General features: G+C 59.8%; 13 protein-coding genes. 11 read left to right on the top strand and 2 right to left on the bottom strand.

The features are described from left to right. Positions 1-248 precede the first annotated feature (248 nt). Both D3870_RS19895 and D3870_RS19890 read left to right on the top strand, forming a co-directional pair. Positions 249-941: an MgtC/SapB family protein gene (locus D3870_RS19895; protein ID WP_119742790.1), complete on the top strand. Its 693-nt coding sequence runs from the start codon at positions 249-251 to the stop codon at positions 939-941. 57 nt (positions 942-998) lie between these two features. Next, entirely contained in the window at positions 999-2,306 is a 1,308-nt protein-coding gene (locus D3870_RS19890; RefSeq protein WP_119742788.1) for a serine hydrolase domain-containing protein, read from the top strand. Between the two features lie 124 nt (positions 2,307-2,430). Here D3870_RS19890 and D3870_RS19885 read toward each other — a convergent pair whose 3' ends face one another. Then, positions 2,431-3,420: a LysR family transcriptional regulator gene (locus tag D3870_RS19885; RefSeq protein ID WP_119742786.1), complete on the bottom strand. Its 990-nt coding sequence runs from the start codon at positions 3,418-3,420 to the stop codon at positions 2,431-2,433. 142 nt (positions 3,421-3,562) lie between these two features. On the opposite strand from D3870_RS19885, the gene D3870_RS19880 reads away from it, so the two are divergent. The 3 genes from D3870_RS19880 to sucD all read left to right on the top strand — a co-directional run bounded on the left by D3870_RS19880 (position 3,563) and on the right by sucD (position 5,828). Next, positions 3,563-3,898 (top strand): HAD family hydrolase, encoded by a 336-nt coding sequence (locus D3870_RS19880; protein ID WP_119742784.1) that lies wholly within the window; start codon positions 3,563-3,565, stop codon positions 3,896-3,898. 178 nt (positions 3,899-4,076) lie between these two features. Next, entirely contained in the window at positions 4,077-4,928 is an 852-nt protein-coding gene (locus D3870_RS19875) for a cytidylate kinase family protein (RefSeq protein WP_119742782.1), read from the top strand. Between the two features lie 36 nt (positions 4,929-4,964). Next, positions 4,965-5,828, top strand: a complete 864-nt coding sequence (gene sucD / locus D3870_RS19870) for a succinate--CoA ligase subunit alpha (RefSeq protein ID WP_119743164.1) — start codon at positions 4,965-4,967, stop codon at positions 5,826-5,828. A gap of 118 nt (positions 5,829-5,946) precedes the next feature. Here the strand turns inward: sucD and D3870_RS19865 are convergent, their stop codons facing one another. Continuing rightward, on the bottom strand, positions 5,947-6,555 hold the full coding sequence (locus tag D3870_RS19865) for a Crp/Fnr family transcriptional regulator (protein WP_119742780.1): 609 nt from the start codon (positions 6,553-6,555) through the stop codon (positions 5,947-5,949). 192 nt (positions 6,556-6,747) lie between these two features. On the opposite strand from D3870_RS19865, the gene D3870_RS19860 reads away from it, so the two are divergent. The 6 genes from D3870_RS19860 to D3870_RS19830 all read left to right on the top strand — a co-directional run bounded on the left by D3870_RS19860 (position 6,748) and on the right by D3870_RS19830 (position 18,168). Next, positions 6,748-8,523, top strand: a complete 1,776-nt coding sequence (locus D3870_RS19860) for a thiamine pyrophosphate-binding protein (RefSeq protein ID WP_119742779.1) — start codon at positions 6,748-6,750, stop codon at positions 8,521-8,523. 28 nt (positions 8,524-8,551) lie between these two features. Beyond that, a complete protein-coding gene (frc, locus tag D3870_RS19855) occupies positions 8,552-9,799 on the top strand; it encodes a formyl-CoA transferase (protein ID WP_119742777.1) in 1,248 nt (415 codons plus the stop codon). Positions 9,800-9,853: 54 nt separating this feature from the next. After that, on the top strand, positions 9,854-11,986 hold the full coding sequence (locus tag D3870_RS19850; RefSeq protein ID WP_119743163.1) for an acetate--CoA ligase family protein: 2,133 nt from the start codon (positions 9,854-9,856) through the stop codon (positions 11,984-11,986). A gap of 141 nt (positions 11,987-12,127) precedes the next feature. Continuing rightward, on the top strand, positions 12,128-13,849 hold the full coding sequence (locus tag D3870_RS19845) for an NADH-ubiquinone oxidoreductase-F iron-sulfur binding region domain-containing protein (RefSeq protein WP_119742775.1): 1,722 nt from the start codon (positions 12,128-12,130) through the stop codon (positions 13,847-13,849). A 98-nt stretch (positions 13,850-13,947) separates the two neighbouring features. Continuing rightward, a complete protein-coding gene (gene fdhF / locus D3870_RS19840) occupies positions 13,948-16,779 on the top strand; it encodes a formate dehydrogenase subunit alpha (RefSeq protein WP_119742773.1) in 2,832 nt (943 codons plus the stop codon). Between the two features lie 621 nt (positions 16,780-17,400). Then, positions 17,401-18,168 carry a fumarylacetoacetate hydrolase family protein gene (locus tag D3870_RS19830; protein ID WP_277986379.1) on the top strand — a complete coding sequence of 256 codons (768 nt, stop codon included), beginning with the start codon at positions 17,401-17,403 and terminating at the stop codon, positions 18,166-18,168. The last annotated feature ends 15 nt before the right edge of the window (positions 18,169-18,183 follow it).

Raw genomic sequence — 18,183 nt, 5'->3', positions numbered from 1 at the left:
GAGTCTCGGTGGCAAGAATTTTATCAGTGGCATTGCGATCGGTTTGTTTCAATTCGCAACGAACAGACCGCGTGCGGCAGCTGGCGTTCGCGAATGGTGCAGGAGTCTGCAGATGGGTCAATGCTGCAGGACGATGATGCAGATATTTTCTGACATTCCCTGACATTCGCTGACATTCGCGGACCTGCACGCATGCCTCGCGGTAATATTGTCCGATTATCGACATATCGGTTTTGCGGGAGTCGCTCATGGACATGGAATATCTGACCATCACCCTCAATCTGCTGGGCGCAGTGGCGGCCGGCGGCATCATCGGTCTGGAGCGCAGCTATCACGGCCGCCCTGCAGGGTTTCGCACCCACACCCTGGTCTGCCTGGCGTCAAGCCTCCTGATGCTGGTGACGCTGTATCAATGGAAATGGCTGCCCGGCGCGCCGCTCGACACCATCCGTACCGACCCGACCCGGATGGCGCAAGGCATCATGACCGGCATCGGCTTCCTCGGCGCGGGCGTCATCTTCAAGGAAGGTTTCACGGTACGCGGTCTGACCACCGCCGCGTCGATCTGGATAACGGCGGCGATCGGCATTCTGGTCGGCATCGGTTTCTACATGCCCGCCATACTTGCGACCATCCTGACACTGGGTACGTTGTCGGTGTTTCGGCGCATTGAATCATGGATGCCCTCCCACTTCTATGCGCATCACGATATTCGTTTCGACCGGAACGATGCCATGACGGAACAGGAGGTGAGGCAGATCCTGAGCGAGCACGGATTCACGATTGCGAACATGAGTTATCGCATCACCGACGACGGCGCCTCTTTTGAATATCGCATGATTCTCCAGACCACCAACGCCAGGAACACGGCGACATTGGCCGCATACCTGCGCAACCTGAAGCAGGTGCGCACGTTTCATATTTCACCGACAGGTGATTGAAAGGCAGCAACCGAAGACCATTCCGAAGTGCATTCATGACATGACAAAGGAGACAAGATGAAGAAAATGATGTTCGCACTATTGGCCGTCACCGCCGCTGGCACCGTCCATGCGCAGGCGCAGCCCGCCTTGCCTGACCCGGCAACAACCGACCCGACGAGTCTGCAACTGATGCAAGGCTTTCCCCCTCCGGCCAACAGGACGATCCGCTTTGCCGACGGCACCTACTACCAGTTTCCCAAAACACGCTGGTCGTTTTCCCATATACGCGAACTTGTGCCGACGGCGAATGTCTGGCGCGGGACCGGGCCGGCTTCGCCGTTGCCTGCCGCGCCGATGGCCCTCGATACGCTATCTTTCCTGGATGACAAGGGACAGCCGACGACCTGGGCGGAGATGCTGAACCGGACTTACACGGACAGCATCATCGTGCTGCATCGGGGAAAGGTAGTCTATGAAAAGTACACCGGCGCGGCGCAACCCTATTTGCCGCATTCCGCGTTCTCCATCACCAAGTCCTTCGTCGGGACATTGGCGGCGATGCTGGTGGCGGAAGGCGCGCTCGACCCGTCGGCTCTCGTTTCCAAATATGTGCCGGAACTGAAGGACAGCGCCTACGGCGATGCGACCGTGCGGCAGGTGATGGACATGACCATCGGCGTGCGCTATTCGGAAAACTACGCCGATCCCAAGGCGGAGGTCTGGGATTACGGGCGCGCCGGTGGCATGGCGCCCGTACCGCCTGGCTACAACGGGCCGAAGACATTCTATGAATTCCTCGTCAACCTGAAGAAGGAAGGCGAGCATGGCGCAGGCTTCGCCTACAAGACCTCCAATGCGGAAGTGCTGGCATGGATCGTCAAGCGTGCCTCCGGCAAATCCGTGGCGACCCTGATGTCCGAAAGAATCTGGCAGAAGATCGGCGCGGAAAACGACGGCTATTTCCAGGTCGATTCGGTCGGCACCGAGTCGGGCGGCGGTGGCGCCAGCCTGCCCCTGCGCGACATGGCGCGCTTCGGCGAGATGATCCGGCTGGACGGCAAGTTCAACGGCCAGCAGATCGTACCCAAGGCTGTCGTGGACGACATCCGCAAGGGGGCCGATCCCGCCGATTTTGCCAAGGCCGGCTATCCGAACGTGCCGGGCTACGGCAAGGGATACTCCTACCGCAACATGTGGTGGGTCTCGCATAACGCGCACGGCACATTCGACGCACGCGGCATCCACGGCCAGCGGATCTACATCGACCCGAAGGCGGAACTGGTGATCGCGAAGTTCTCCTCGCATCCGCTGGCCGGCAACATGGCCAACATCCCGCTGACGGATCGGGGATTCATGGCATTGGCTGAGCAGTTGATGAAATAGGCGTGACGGCACGGTTCAGGCTTGCAAGCCTGAACCGTGCACTGCAAGCAGGGATGGAGCAATCGCCGCCTGAACCCACTCCCATTTCAGCCGGTCCACGCATGTCCTTGCAAGGACATGCTGTTCATGTCGATGAATCCCTCAACCGAGGGCGCAAGGGTTTGGCGGCTTTCTCCGAGCGCGTTGCACGTCCGGGATCAAACCGGATCATTTGCGCAATCAGTGCCGCGCCATCGCTCTTGAGAAAATCCTTGAAGGCAAGCGCCACCGGCGGCAGGCGCTTGTTCTTGCGATGCACCAGGTACCAGTTCAGCATCAGGGGCAAGCCCTGAACGTCGAGGACGACCAGACTGCCCGCCTGCAGTTCGAGATTGATGGTATGCGCCGACAGGAAGCTGATGCCCATGCCCGCGATCACGGCCTGCTTGATGGTTTCGGTGCTCTTGATTTCCATCGCGATGTTGAGGTCGGCGAGATGTTTGCCGAGGCCTTCGGTCATCGAATTCCAGGTATCCGATCCCTTTTCGCGAACGACAAACGGTTCGCGCACGATGACGCTCAGCGGGATACGCCTTTTCTTCGCCAGCGGATGATCCGGCGCGGCGACGATGACGTAGGGGTGCGGCGCGAAGGATTCGTTCACGGTATCCATGTCCGGCGGCGGACGCACCATGACCGCCAGATCGGTCAGGTTGTCCGCGAGCTGCCCCAGCAATTCCTCACGATTATGGACGCTCAGGTTGAGCGTAACGCCGGCATTGCGGCGGGCGAATTCAACCAGCAGCCGCGGAAAAAAATAGTCGCCGGCGCTGATGACGGCCACGTTCAGCTTGCCGCCCGAGATGCCCTTGAACTGGGTCATCGCCGCCTCCGCATCCTGGAACTGCTGGATGATGGAGCGGGCGTAATGGAGCAGTTCCTTCCCCGCCGGCGTCAGATAAATCTTCTTGCCGAGTTGTTCGAACAAGGGCAAGCCGACGTGTCCTTCGAGCGTGCTGATCTGCGTCGATATCGCCGGCTGGGTGAGATGCATTTCGTCCGCGGCACGCGAAAAGCTCAAGTGCCTGGCGACGGTTTCAAATACCTTCAACTGGCGCAGCGTGGCATTTTTCATTGTCGGAATGTATTAACGATAGCTGATGGAAACGATCAAAAATTTTAACTATATCTAATGGTATGCGGAGATTAAGATCAATCCAAGTCCCGACGCGGGATGACGCCGACGATCAGAAGCACCTGCCCAAAGGAGCGCTGCCATGCTTGATGTTGCAATCGACAGATCAATCGAGGATACGGACTGGTTTCATTGCGATGCCTATAACGCCGCCTTTTACGAGCTGGGCCTGGGCTGGCATTGGGACACCGATACCTACCGGAATCTGTTGCCTGATTCGGCGGGAGCGAGCGACCGTATCCGATCCTATCTGGAAGTTCAGCAGCCGCATTTGCTGAAGGCCTATGACGCCGATTTTCTGATTGAGGCGATTCAGATGGCCAAGGCGCGTTGTTACGACACCATGCGCACGTGCGGCCACAGGCCTGCACCCAACATGAACTGGGCGGAAATTCAGCGCGTCCAGATCGGGATCTGAACATGGTGCATTGCCGCAAGCAGGGCAGCGGCTTGATTTGAAAACTTGACGGTAGTCAAGAGAGTTTTGATCAAAGTAGAGCATCCTTTTTGTTCGACGGTATATCGATATTCTGCTCATTGATCTCCCTGGCGTATCTAGCAGCTTTTGGTGAGCATGGAAAGAAGAAGGGGACTGCATGCCAGTGATCGCAATGACCCAGGAAATGGGATCTCTCGCCAAGGACGTGGCCTTGAAGCTTGCATCGGCGCTCGATATCGAAGTGATGCGCAACGAAGTGGTGGACCATGTATCGGCAAAGATGGCCTTGCCCAAGAGTGCGGTTCGTCGCTTGCGCGAAGGCAAGGCGGGATTCCTCGAACGCCTCAAGACCGACCGGAAAATCATGGCCCTGTACACGGCGGAGGAAGTGTTCGAACTGGCAAACAGAGGGAACGTCGTGTTGCGCGGCTGGGGAGCGACATGTCTGTTACGTCCGGTGCCGCACGTCCCCTGCGTCCGGATCACCAGTTCCTTTGAGAAGCGGGTCGAATGGCTGATGAGCAGCCTGGAGACCGAGGATAGGGACTTCGCGGCATCCGAAATCCGGCGCAGCGATGAAGCGCATGCGTCGCGCATGCATCAGCAGTTTGGCGTCAGCTGGGGCGACCCGGTCCTGTACGACATGGTGCTCAACACGGACCGCGTATCGGTGGACAGTTGCGTGGAACAAATCATCCTGCTGTCGCGCCGGCCCGAGTTTCAGGAAACGGAAGAGTCGCGCGCAGTGCTGGCCAACATGACGCTGGAAGCGCGCATTCATGCTGCCATCAAGGACAATGCCGCAACGCGCGACACGCACATCACCGTCGAAGCCCGCAACGGCGAGGTCGCCTTGCTTGGCATCGTGCTCGATGCGCAGGAGCGTGCCCGAACGGAACAGGTGGTGACCGAGGTTCCCGGAGTGGCCGGTGTCGATAATCAGTTGCGGCTGATGACAAGTCAAAAACAATTCATGTCGGCCAAACACCACATCCCGCGCGACGCGTGACGCGCATCATCGAGAGTCGTTCTGCGAAAGATGGAAATGTCGATCCTGGTCAACAAGAACACCCGAGTGATCACGCAAGGAATTACCGGAAAGGCGGGTCAGTCCCATACGCGTATGTGCAGGGAGTATGGCAACGGAAAGAACTGCTTCGTCGCCGGCGTGCATCCGCAAAAGGCCGGCCTGGACTTCGAAGGCATTCCGATTTACGGCAGCGTCAAGGAAGCAAGAGAACGAACCGGCGCAACGGTTTCCGTGATCTACGTGCCCCCGGAATCAGCCGCTGCGGCCATCGACGAAGCGGTCGATGCCGGCATGGAGCTGGTGATCTGCGTTACCAGGGATATCCCGACGCAGGACATGATCAGAACCGTCGACAGGATGCAGGGAAAGAAAACCGTTCTACTCGGCCCCAACTGCCCCGGCATTATCACGCCGGGTGAAATCAAGATCGGTCTCATGTCCGCGCATGTGCGCAAGAAGGGCCATATCGGCGTGGTGTCTCGCGTGGGGATGCTCACCGACGATGTGGTGAGTCAGTTGATGGAGGACGGATTTGCGCAATCAACCTGCGTCGGAATAGGCGGCGATCCCGTCTGCGGCTTGAAGTACATCGATGTCATGCGCATGTTCAACGACGATCCCGAAACGGATGCGGTCATCATGGCCGGCGAGCTTGACGGCGATGCCGAGGAAGTCTGCGCGCGCTGGGTCAAGGACAACATGAAGAAGCCTGTTGTCGGCTTTATCGCGGATGAGGCGCATTCTGGCGGCAAGGGATTCGCGGAGAAAAAGCTGGCTGTCATGGAAGAGTGCGGCATCGTCGTCGCACGTGATCCCGCCGAGCTCGGCGCGGTGCTCAAGACGGCGCTCTACGACGATTCTTTCTGGATGATCAGTTAGAGCGGAACGTAGGGTGGGCACGCAGTGCCCACGCGGGTGCTCGAACGGCATTTCAGCGTGGGCACTGCGTGCCCACCCTACAAGGATTTTTTCACTTTACGCGTCAGCCGTTCAGCGCTCAAATTTTCCCCTGATGCTTCAGCCGGCTCAAGGTTTCAGCGGAAAGGTTCAGATAGGTTGCCATGTCTTTTTTCGGTATGCGATCGAACAGGTCCGGATACTTGCGCAGGAAACGATGCACGCGGCCGGGGGCATCGAGCAGATGCAGGGTGATGGTGTGGGCCATGATCTCGCTCATCAGGCGCATGACCTCGTACTCGAATGCCTGCTTGAGGACGTCTCGGCTCTCCATGAATGCGGCCCATTGCTGCAGCGGGAGTTTTGCCACGCGCGCCCTGGTGACGGAGACGATGCTGTAGGGCGTCGGCGTCTTGAGGCGCCATGCGGCATAGCTCGTTTCGATGTTCCGCTCGTCGGAAAAGCGCAGGATCATTTCCTTCGCGAGATTGTTTGTCACCACGCGCTTGAGTATGCCGTCGAGGATGAAGTACTGCTCCATCTCGCGTATGCCCTGATGCAGGAGGAAGTCGCCCTTGCGGCAATCGACCACGGTGAGATGCGATTCCAGCTCGGCCATCTCGCTGTCAGTCAGATCCTTGAGAACCACGTTCTGCCTGAGCTGCACGCGAATGATGTTTCGTTCCTGATGATCTGATACTGACGGCATGGCGGTCTGTTCTGGTAATCGATCGTGTCGGACATGATCTTGTGAAAATTGACCCCGGTCAATGAGAAAAACAGACATCGCTCGGTAAGATGAATGTGAGTTCAATGAAGATTGAGTTAGCTCAAATCTGCATGGAGCCGGCTCCACTTCCGCACATGAATCCACCCTGCCACCGAACCGATAGGAGAAACCATGTCTTCAGTATTGACCGATACCAAGCCGGAAACGCCCGCGGCAACGACCACCACGACGGCAGAGGACACGCTCAAGCGAAAGAGCCGGGATGCCGACGTCATTTCAGGCGGACATCTGGTGGCGCGGGCACTGAAGAACGAAGGAGTCGATACGATCTTCACGCTGTGCGGCGGCCACATCATCGACATCTATGACGGCTGCGTGGATGAAGGCATTCGCATCATCGACGTGCGTCATGAACAGGTGGCCGCGCATGCGGCGGACGGTTACGCACGCCAGACCGGCAAGCTCGGCGTGGTGGTGACGACGGCGGGTCCCGGCTGCACCAATGCCGTGACGGGCGTGGCGACGGCCTTTCGTTCCGAGAGTCCGGTGCTGCACATCGGCGGCCAGGGCGGCATGACGCAGCACATGATGGGCTCGCTGCAGGATCTGCCGCACGTTGACATGATGCGGCCCATCACGAAATTTTCTGCCGGTGTGCATTCGACAGAACGCGTGGCCGACATGGTGGCGATGGCGATACGCGAATGCTTCGCCGGCGCGCCGGGGCCGGCCTATCTGGAAATCCCGCGGGACATACTGGATCGCGAAATCGATTTGAGCCGCGCCGTGATTCCGCAACCGGGCAAATACCGCGCCTCGGTCAAGACGCTGGGCGACGCCCACGACATCGAAAAGCTCGCCGACATCCTGGTCAATGCAGAGCGTCCGGTGGTCCTGTACGGCAGCCAGGTGTGGGCATCGCGCGGCCATGAAGAAGCGATTGCGCTGGTGCGCGCGCTCGACATCCCGGCCTACTTCAACGGCGCGTCGCGCGGCCTGCTGCCGCCTGGCGATCCGCATCACTTCGATCGCACACGGCGCGAAGGTTTTGACAAGGCAGATGTGATCGTGATCGTCGGCACGCCCTTCGATTTCCGCATGGGTTACGGCAAGCGCCTCGGATTGAACGCGACGCTGGTGCAGATCGACCAGGATTACCGCACGGTGGGCAAGAATCGCGACGTCTCGCTCGGTATCGTCGGCGATCCCGGCACGGTGCTGGCTGCAGTGTTGCAGGCGACAACCGGACGCATCGACCATGGCGCGCACGCCAAGCGCAAGGAATGGATGCAGTACTTGCAAGGCATGGAGGAAGCGGCGACCGCGAAGCTCATGTCGAAATTCAAGTCGGACAGCACGCCGATCAATCCGTTTCGCGTCGCGTATGAAATCAACGAATTCCTGCGCGATGACACGATCTACATCGGCGACGGCGGCGACGTCGTCACCATCTCGGCGCAGGCGGTGCGTCCGCGCCGTCCGGGACAGTGGATGGATCCCGGTGCGCTGGGCAGCCTCGGCGTGGGCACCGGCTTTGCGATCGCGGCAGGACTCGCACATCCAGACAAGGAAGTGCTGTGCTACTACGGCGACGGCGCTTTCAGCATGACTGCATTCGACATGGAAACGGCCAACCGTTTCGGCGTGCCGTACATCGCGGTGGTGGGCAACAACTCGGCGATGAACCAGATCCGCTACGGCCAGCTTGCCAAGTACGGCGAGGAGCGCGGCAATGTCGGCAATCTGTTGGGCGATGTTCCATTCGGCACGTTTGCCGAAATGCTCGGCGGGTATGGCGAAGAAGTGCGCGACCCGGCCCAGATCGCACCGGCCTTGCAGCGCGCACGCGAATCGGTGGCGAAAACCCGCCGCAGCGCCGTCATCAACATCTGGGTTGATCCGCGCGTATACGCGCCCGGCACGATGGCGCAGACCATGTACAAGTGATATCAAACGACGCATAAGGAGACATCGCATGAGTAAAGCATTAGATGGCGTTCGCATACTGGATTTCACCCACGTGCAATCGGGGCCGACCTGCACGCAGCTTCTGGCATGGTTCGGCGCCGACGTGATCAAGGTGGAGCGCGCCGGCGAGGGCGACGCCACGCGCGGACAGTTGCGCGACATTCCCGACGTGGACAGTCTGTATTTCACCATGCTCAACCACAACAAGCGCTCGATCACGCTCGATACCAAGCACAGCATGGGCAAGGAAGTGCTGGAAACGCTGATCAAGGAGTGCGACGTGCTGGTCGAGAATTTTGCGCCTGGCGCGCTCGATCGCATGGGGTTCAGCTGGGAGCGTATTCAGGAAATCAACCCACGCATGATCGTCGCCTCGGTCAAGGGCTTCGGTCCCGGTCCGTACGAAGACTGCAAGGTCTACGAAAACGTCGCGCAATGCGCGGGCGGCGCGGCGTCCACCACCGGCTTCGACGACGGTCCGCCGGTCGTCACCGGCGCGCAGATCGGCGACAGCGGCACCGGCGTGCATCTGGCGCTGGGCATCGTGACCGCGCTCTATCAGCGCAACGCGACGGGGCGCGGACAGAAGGTGCTGGCGGCGATGCAGGACACCGTGCTCAATTTGTGCCGCGTCAAGTTGCGCGACCAGCAGCGGCTGGAGCGCACTGGTGTCATGAAGGAATACCCGCAGTATCCGAACGGGACATTCGGTGACGCCGTACCGCGCGCCGGCAATGCGTCGGGCGGCGGCCAGCCGGGCTGGATTCTGAAGTGCAAGGGCTGGGAAACCGACCCCAACGCGTATATCTACTTCATCACGCAGGCGCCGGTGTGGGGCGCGATATGCAAGGTGATCGGCAAGGAAGAGTGGATCACCGATCCCGACTACGCCACGCCGCCGGCGCGCCTGCCGCACCTCAAGGCAATCTTTGCGACGATCGAGGAATGGACCAAGACCAAGACCAAGTTGGAGGCGATGGACATTCTGAACAAGTACGACATTCCCTGCGGTCCGATCCTGTCGATGAAGGAAATTGCCGAGGAGCCATCGCTGCGCGCGACCGGCACCGTGGTCGAAGTCGATCATCCCAAGCGCGGCAAGTATCTCTCGGTCGGCAATCCGATCAAGCTGTCCGACAGCGCCACTGAAGTGACGCGCTCGCCGCTGCTGGGCGAGCACACCGAAGAGGTGCTGGCGCAACTGGGCTACAGCGCGGAACAGATCGCGGTGCTGCGTACCGAACGCGTGATCTGACGAACGTATTTTTGATTGCTTACTTTTTCAGGCGGATACGATATGGAAAACGACATGGAAAACGCTAAAACGAAAGTCAGAGAAATTCTCGATACGGTGAAAGCCGCCGGACGAGATTCGCTCACCGCCCCCGAGGGCAAACTGGTGTGCGATGCGTATGGCATCGCCGTGCCGCAGGAAGGCGTGGTCGGCAGCGCGGAGGAGGCATCCACGCTCGCGGCATCGATGGGATTCCCGGTCGTGATGAAAATCGTTTCGCCGGACATCCTGCACAAGACGGAAGCCGGCGGCGTGGTCGTCGGCGTCAAGAGTGAAGAGGAAGCCGTCGAGGCTTACGAGAAGATCCTAGCCAATGCCAGGAACTACAAGCCGGAAGCGCATATCGTCGGCGTGCAGGTCCAGCAAATGCTTAAAGGCGAACAAGAGGTGATCATCGGCGCCGTCACCGACGGCAGCTTCGGCAAGCTGGTTGCCTTCGGGCTGGGCGGCGTGCTGGTGGAAGTGCTGAAGGACATTACCTTCCGTCTGGCTCCCGCTACCAAGGCGGATGCGCTCTCGATGCTGGACGGCATTCAGGCGGCGGAGATGCTCAGGGGCGTGCGTGGCAGCGAGCCGGTCGATCGAGACGCGCTGGCGAACATGATCGTGCGCGTCAGCGAACTGGTCAGCGATTTTCCGGAAATTGCCGAGATGGATCTGAATCCGGTATTCGCAACCAAAAACAGCGCGGTGGCGGCGGACGTGCGCATCGTGGTCGATTTCGAAGCGAAGGAGCCGCGCTATCGTCCGAGCGAAGAAGAGGTTCTCGCCAGCATGAACCGCATCATGCAGCCGCAGTCGGTCGCAGTGATCGGCGCATCGTCGGAAGACGGCAAGATCGGCAACTCGGTCATGAAGAACCTGATCAACGGTGGCTACAAGGGCAACATCTACCCGATCCATCCGAAGGCCGAGGAAATTCTCGGCTACAAGGCGTACAAGAGCGTGAAGGACGTTCCGGGTGAGATCGACACCGCCGTGTTTGCGATCCCCGCCAAGTTCGTCGCTGCCGCGCTGACCGAGTGCGGCGAGAAAAAGATTCCCGGTGCGGTGCTGATCCCGTCCGGCTTCGCGGAAACCGGCCAGCATGCATTGCAGGAAGAGCTGGTGTCGATCGGACGCAAGTACAACATCCGCATGATGGGGCCGAACATCTACGGCTTCTACTACACACCGGCCAATCTCTGCGCCACCTTCTGCACCGCCTATGACGTCAAGGGCTCCGCCGCCTTGTCCTCGCAGTCCGGTGGTATCGGCATGGCGATCATCGGCTTCAGTCGCTCAGCCAAGATGGGCGTGTCCGCGATCGTCGGACTGGGCAACAAGTCCGATATCGACGAAGACGACTTGTTGCTGTTCTTCGAGCAGGACCCGAACACCAAGGTGATCGCGCAGCATTGCGAAGACCTGAAAGACGGCCGGGCCTTCGCGGAAGTGGCGCGCCGCGTCTCCAGGAAGAAGCCGGTCATCGTTCTGAAGGCGGGTCGCACCTCCGCCGGTGCGAAGGCAGCCAGCTCGCATACCGGCGCGCTGGCCGGCAACGACAAGATCTATGAAGACGTGTTCAAGCAGGCCGGCGTGATCCGCGCCCGCAGCCTGCGTGACCTGCTCGACTTCGCGCGCGGTGTGCCGGTCCTGCCGACGCCGAAGGGAGAGAACGTCGTCATCATCACCGGCGCGGGCGGTTCCGGCGTGCTGTTGTCCGATGCCTGCGTCGACAACAACCTGAAACTGATGCCGATGCCGGAGGATCTCGACAAGGCTTTCCGCAAGTTCATTCCGCCATTCGGCGCTGCCGGCAACCCGGTCGACATCACCGGCGGCGAGCCGCCCTCGACGTACAAGAATACGGTCTTGCTCGGCCTGGAGGATGAGCGTATTCATGCGCTGATCCTGGGCTACTGGCACACCATCATCACGCCGCCAATGACCTTCGCCAGAATCATTGTCGAAGCGCGTGACGAAATGCGCGCCAAGGGCATCGAGAAGCCGATCGTTGCTTCGCTGGCCGGCGATGTGCAGGTGGAGGAAGCGGCGCAATACCTGTACGAACACGGCATCCCGGCGTATGCATACTCGACGGAAATACCGGTGGCCGTGCTGGGTGCGAAGTATCAGTGGGCGCGGGGTGCTGGGTTGCTTGAATGATGGCATGATGAAGTAACTGTAGGCGGTAGGGTGGGCACGCAGTGCCCACGCTGAATCTCGGTCCGCGCCCGCGTGGGCACTGCGTGCCCACGCTACAGATTCCTGCGTTCAATAAAGTAGTCAGATCGACCAGGAGCAAGAATGAACCAACGATTCATTCCGATTGCAGTGCAAGGAGCGTCGAAAGAACGCAAACGCCAGGGCCCGAAGGGCCGCCGCGTCGATCCTGCTGCATTGGCGGAAGTTCAGGCGCTGCTGGGCTGTGCGCCGCGCCGGCGCGATTTGCTGATCGAGCATCTGCACAAGATACAGGACCACTTCGGCTGCCTTTCCGCTGCACACCTGGCGGCGCTGGCGCAGGAAATGCGCATGGCGCAAACCGAAGTGTTCGAGGTGGCAAGCTTCTACCATCATTTCGATATCGTCAGGGAAGGCGAGGTTGCGCCACCCGCGCTGACCGTGCGGGTGTGCGACGGCTTGTCATGTGAAATGGCCGGTGCGCGCGATCTACTGTCGAAGCTGCCGGCGATACTGGGACAGGACGTGCGCGTGATCGCCGCGCCGTGCGTCGGCCGTTGCGACCATGCGCCGGTCGCGGTCGTCGGACAGAATCCGGTGCCGCATGCAAGTTGCGATGCAGTTGCCGCAACAGTCGCCTCCGGTGCTGTAGAGCATGATCTGGACGGCTTCATCGACTGCGTGCAGTATCAATCGGAGGGCGGTTACGCCTTGTTGAAGGAATGCGTATCTGGCGAACGCGATGTCGAGTCGGTCATCCGGACAATGGAGAGTTCGGGCCTGCGCGGTTTGGGAGGTGCTGGTTTTCCGGCCGGACGCAAGTGGCGCATCGTGCGGACGGAGCCCGGGCCGCGCCTGATGGCTATCAATGTCGACGAAGGTGAGCCGGGCACCTTCAAGGACCGCGCCTATCTCGAGCACGACCCACATCGCTTTATCGAAGGCATGCTGATCGCAGCTTGGGCGGTCGGGGTGGAGAAGATCTATATCTATCTGCGCGACGAGTATCACGGCAGCCGCTCCATGTTGGCAGCCGAGCTCGAAAAGTTGACAGCCTCTCTGCCGATGTACGACGTGCCGGAAATCATTCTGAGGCGCGGCGCGGGCGCCTACATCTGCGGCGAAGAATCGGCGATGATCGAATCGCTCGAAGGCAAGCGCGGCATGCCTCGCTTGCGTCCACCGTATGTGGCGCAGGTCGGTCTGTTCGGACGGCCGACGCTGGAACACAATTTCGAAACCCTGTACTGGGTGCGCGACATTCTGGAGAAGGGCGGCGAGTGGTTTGCCTCGCATGGCAGGCATGGCCGCAAGGGACTGCGTTCCTTCTCGGTCTCGGGGCGTGTCAACAAGCCCGGTGTGCATCTCGCGCCCGCAGGCATCACCATCCAGGAACTGATCGACGAATACTGCGGCGGCATGCAGGACGGACATCGCTTCTACGCCTATCTGCCGGGTGGCGCATCCGGCGGCATTCTGCCGGCATCGATGAACGATATTCCGCTCGACTTCGATACGCTGCAAGCGTACGGCTGCTTCATCGGTTCCGCAGCGGTGATCGTGCTGTCGGACAAGGATACGGCGGTTGGTGCGGCGCGCAACCTGATGCGGTTCTTCAAGGAAGAATCCTGCGGTCAATGTACCCCCTGCCGTGTCGGTACAGCGAAAGCATCCGCCTTGATTGAACAGCCGAAGTGGGATCTCGCCTTGCTTGCGGACCTGTCAGCCGTGATGCGCGATGCATCGATCTGCGGCCTGGGACAGGCAGCGCCCAATCCGGTCGATTGCGTGATCAAGTATTTTCCGCATGAACTATTGGAGCATCCAGATGAGGCTGACGGATAACGAAGGTAGGGTGGGCACCTGTGCTCACGCTGAACCTGACAACCCGTGGGCACAGGTGCCCACCCTACGTCGCATGCAAATACGCAGAGAACATCGTCATGAATGCAATCAGCAGAAATGAAATCGTGGAACTCGATGCGCCGCTTGTCAGCTTCACATTGAATGGCCGCGAAGTCAGCGGCAAGCCGACGGAAACTATCATCGAGATTGCAAAGCGCGAAGGCGTGGAGATACCGCATCTCTGCTACAAGGAGGGACTCGACACGGCAGGCAACTGCCGCGCCTGCATGGTCGAGATCAACGGCGAACGTGTGCTCGCGCCTTCCTGCTGCCGCACGCCGACCGCCGGCATGGTCGTTTCCAGCAGCAGCGAACGCGCCGTCAAGGCGCAGCAGATGGTGCTGGAACTGCTGCAGTCGGACATGCCGGAATCCGCTTATACCCGCGACAATGAAGTCGATTACTGGGCGGACCAGTTAAAGATTGGCAAGCCGCGCTTCGCGCCGCGAACCCAGGTCGTCCAGGATGCGTCGCACGCGGCAATTACCGTCAACCTCGACGCCTGCATTCAATGCACACGTTGCCTGCGCGCCTGCCGCGACGAACAGATGAATGACGTGATCGGCCTCGCGTTTCGCGGTGACCAGGTCAAGATCGTATTCGACATGGATGACCCGATGGGCGCGTCCACCTGCGTGGCCTGCGGCGAATGCGTGCAGGCCTGCCCGACCGGCGCGCTGATGCCGGCGCGCGATGCGGCATTGAATGTGCCCGACAAGAAGGTCGATTCGGTTTGCCCGTATTGCGGCGTCGGTTGCCAGCTCACTTACAACGTCAAGGACAACAAGATTCTTTACGTGGAAGGCCGCGACGGCCCGGCCAACCATCAACGGCTATGCGTAAAAGGGCGCTACGGATTCGATTACGCGCATCACCCGCATCGCCTGACCGTGCCGCTGATCCGGCGCGCCGATGCGCCCAAGCGCGGCGACTTCACGATGGACCCGGAGCGGGTGATGGATGTGTTTCGTCCGGCGAGCTGGGAAGAAGCGCTGGCGCTCGCGGGCGGCAAGCTGAAGGAAATCCGGGACACGTACGGGAAGAAATCACTGGCCGGCTTCGGCTCGGCCAAAGGCAGCAACGAAGAAGCCTACCTGTTCCAGAAACTGGTGCGCACCGGCTTTGGCAGCAATAACGTCGACCACTGCACAAGGTTGTGTCATGCGTCATCGGTAGCCGCGCTGCTGGAGGGGATCGGTTCCGGCGCGGTGTCCAATCCGGTGATGGACGTGACCAAGGCGGAAGTCGTAGTCATCATCGGTGCCAATCCCACCGTCAATCATCCGGTTGCCGCGACATGGATCAAGAACGCCGTGAAGAACGGCACCAAACTGATTCTGATGGACCCGCGTCGTTCGGAAATGGCGCGCATTGCGCATCGCTTTCTTCAGTTCAAGCCGGACACCGACGTCGCCTTGCTGAACGCGATGATGCACGTCATCGTCAATGAAGGATTGGTCGATCCGGATTTCATCGCCAGCCGTACCGTCGGCTACGACGAACTGGAAAAAAATGTACAAAGCTACAGTCCGGAGCTCATGGCGCCGATCTGCGGCATCGATGCCGACACGATCCGCTACGTCGCTCGCCTCTATGCCACGTCCAAGGCATCCATGATCCTGTGGGGCATGGGCATATCGCAGCATATTCACGGCACCGACAATGCGCGCTGCCTGATCTCGCTGACGCTGATGACCGGACAGATCGGCCGCGCCGGCACCGGCCTGCATCCGCTGCGCGGCCAGAACAATGTGCAAGGCGCATCCGACGCCGGCCTGATCCCGATGATGTATCCGGATTACCAGCGCGTGGACAATGCGGCGGCGAAGGAAAAATTCGAGAAGCTGTGGGGCATGCCGCTCGATCCGCAACCGGGACTGACCGTGGTGGAAATCATGCACGCCATCAAGGACGGCAACAAGGAAGGCAAAATTCGCGGCATGTACATCATGGGAGAGAATCCGGCGATGTCGGACCCGGATGCCAATCATGCGCGCGAGGCGCTGGCGGCGCTGGATCATCTGGTGGTGCAGGACATCTTCCTGACCGAGACGGCGTACTTGGCCGACGTCGTCCTGCCGGCATCGGCGTTCGCGGAGAAGACCGGGACATTCACCAATACGGACCGACTGGTGCAACTCGGGCGGCAAGCGCTCGATCCGCCGGGCGAGGCAAAACAGGATCTGTGGATCATTCAGCAGATGGCAATGCAACTCGGGCTGGATTGGAATTACGCGCACGTCTCGGACGTGTTCGACGAGATGCGGCAGTCGATGCCCAGCATAGGTGGTATCACCTGGGACCGGCTGGAGCGCGAGCATGCGGTGACCTACCCCTGCCGCACGGAAGGCGATGCAGGACAATCGGTGGTCTTTACCGACGACTTCCCGACCGCCACCGGCCGCGCGCGCTTTGTACCGGCCGATATCATCCCGGCGGATGAGCGCCCGGATGCACAGTATCCGATGGTATTGATTACAGGACGCCAGCTTGAGCATTGGCATACCGGCAGCATGACGCGTCGCACAATGGTGCTGGATGCAATCGAACCAGATCCGGTCGCGTTGGTGCATCCGCTCGATCTGGAGGAAATGGGCGGCAAGCCTGGCGACATCGTGACGATCGAATCGCGGCGCGGTACCGTGTCGCTCTTTGCACGCGCCGACGACAGTTCTCCGCGCGGTGCGGTCTTTGTGCCGTTCTGCTATTACGAGGCGGCGATCAATATGCTGACCAATGCCGCGCTGGACCCGTACGGAAAAATCCCTGAGTTCAAGTACTGCGCGGTACGCATGACTTTGGGCGGCGAAGTGCCGCTTCAGGGGAGTTACGGCGGAGGACAGGTTCTCGCGGGATTCATAGAGAAATAGTGCTACTGCGTTAGAAAAATCATGTTGTTTTTCTCCGGTGCTGCAAGGCGGTAGTCTCTCCGTGGAGGCTCGCCGGGGGCGGCCCGGCAGCCGCTCACTTTTCTTGTCTCGCCAAGAAAAGTAAGCAAAAGAAGGCGACCGCACAGTCGCTGCCCCTTCGGGGTTCCCGAAAAACGGCAGGGGAAGGCGGGAAGCGTGCAAACTCGCTGCGCTCAGACATGCGCGCTTCCCGCCTCACCGTCTGGTTTTGCGGGTACCCGAAGGGCAGCGACTGTGCGGTCGCCTTTCTTTGCTTACTTTCTTTGGCGAAGCAAAGAAAGTGAGCGGCTGCCGGGCCGCCCCCGGCGAGCATCCACGAAGACACTACCGTATTGCAGCACCGAAGAAAAGCAAGGTAATGAGGGGATTTTCTGACGCAGCAGTAATCCGAATAGAAGACATGCATCGTAGGTTGACGGTGAGCGCAGCGAACCCCAACATTGAATCGCGTCCGCATGATCGTGACATGAACAGCCGAATATTTTGATTCTTAACCGAAGTCAAGGATAGCGCTGAGCGCCTCTCGCACAATCCAAATGTCGCGTCTTAATAACGCCAGACTGATACGGGAAAGGTCATCACGTGACACAGCATTGGATCAGATTCATGCACGCAGGAGTCATTCAATTCGGCACGCTCGAGAATGACCGGATCCGGGTGTACACCGGCGACATGTTCTCCAATCCGCTGCCATCTGATAAAACACTGCGGCTGCATGCGGTCAAGCTTCTCACGCCCACCCAGCCGAGCAAAATCATCGCGATGTGGAACAACTTTGGCGCGCTCGGCCGGAAACTGAATCTGGCGAAGCCGGCCGAGCCCTTGTATTTGATCAAGGCCCCGAATTCGTATCTCAATCCCGGCGAAACGATTCGCAAGCCGTCATGCGAAGGCAAAGTCGCTTTCGAAGGCGAACTGGGCATCGTCATCGGCAAGCCGTGCAAAGGCGTGTCGGAAGCAGAGGCGATGAACCACGTGTTTGGCTATACCTGCGGCAATGATGTGACTGTCGTCGATATCCTGCACCGCGACCCGTCCTTTGCGCAATGGGTTCGCGCCAAGGGCTTCGACACCTTCTGTCCGTTCGGTCCGGCGGTGGCGACCGGCCTTGATCCCTTGAGCTTGATTGTGACGACGAGGCTCAACGGTGAATTGCGTCAGGATTATCCGATCAGCGACATGCATTTTTCAGTCGCGCAGCTCGTCAGCCTGATTTCCAACGACATGACTCTCGATCCCGGCGACATCATTTTATGCGGCACCTCCGTCGGTGTCGGCTCCATGAAGCCAGGCAGCATCGTCGAAGTCGAAATTGCCGGCATCGGCAAGCTCGGCAACCGATTCGAATAGCCCTACCGAAAGGAC

This window comes from Noviherbaspirillum cavernae (assembly GCF_003590875.1).
Classification (GTDB): Bacteria; Pseudomonadota; Gammaproteobacteria; order Burkholderiales; family Burkholderiaceae_D; genus Noviherbaspirillum; species Noviherbaspirillum cavernae.
Note: the sequence above shows the minus strand (reverse complement) of the source record. Positions and strands in the feature narration are given on the sequence as shown.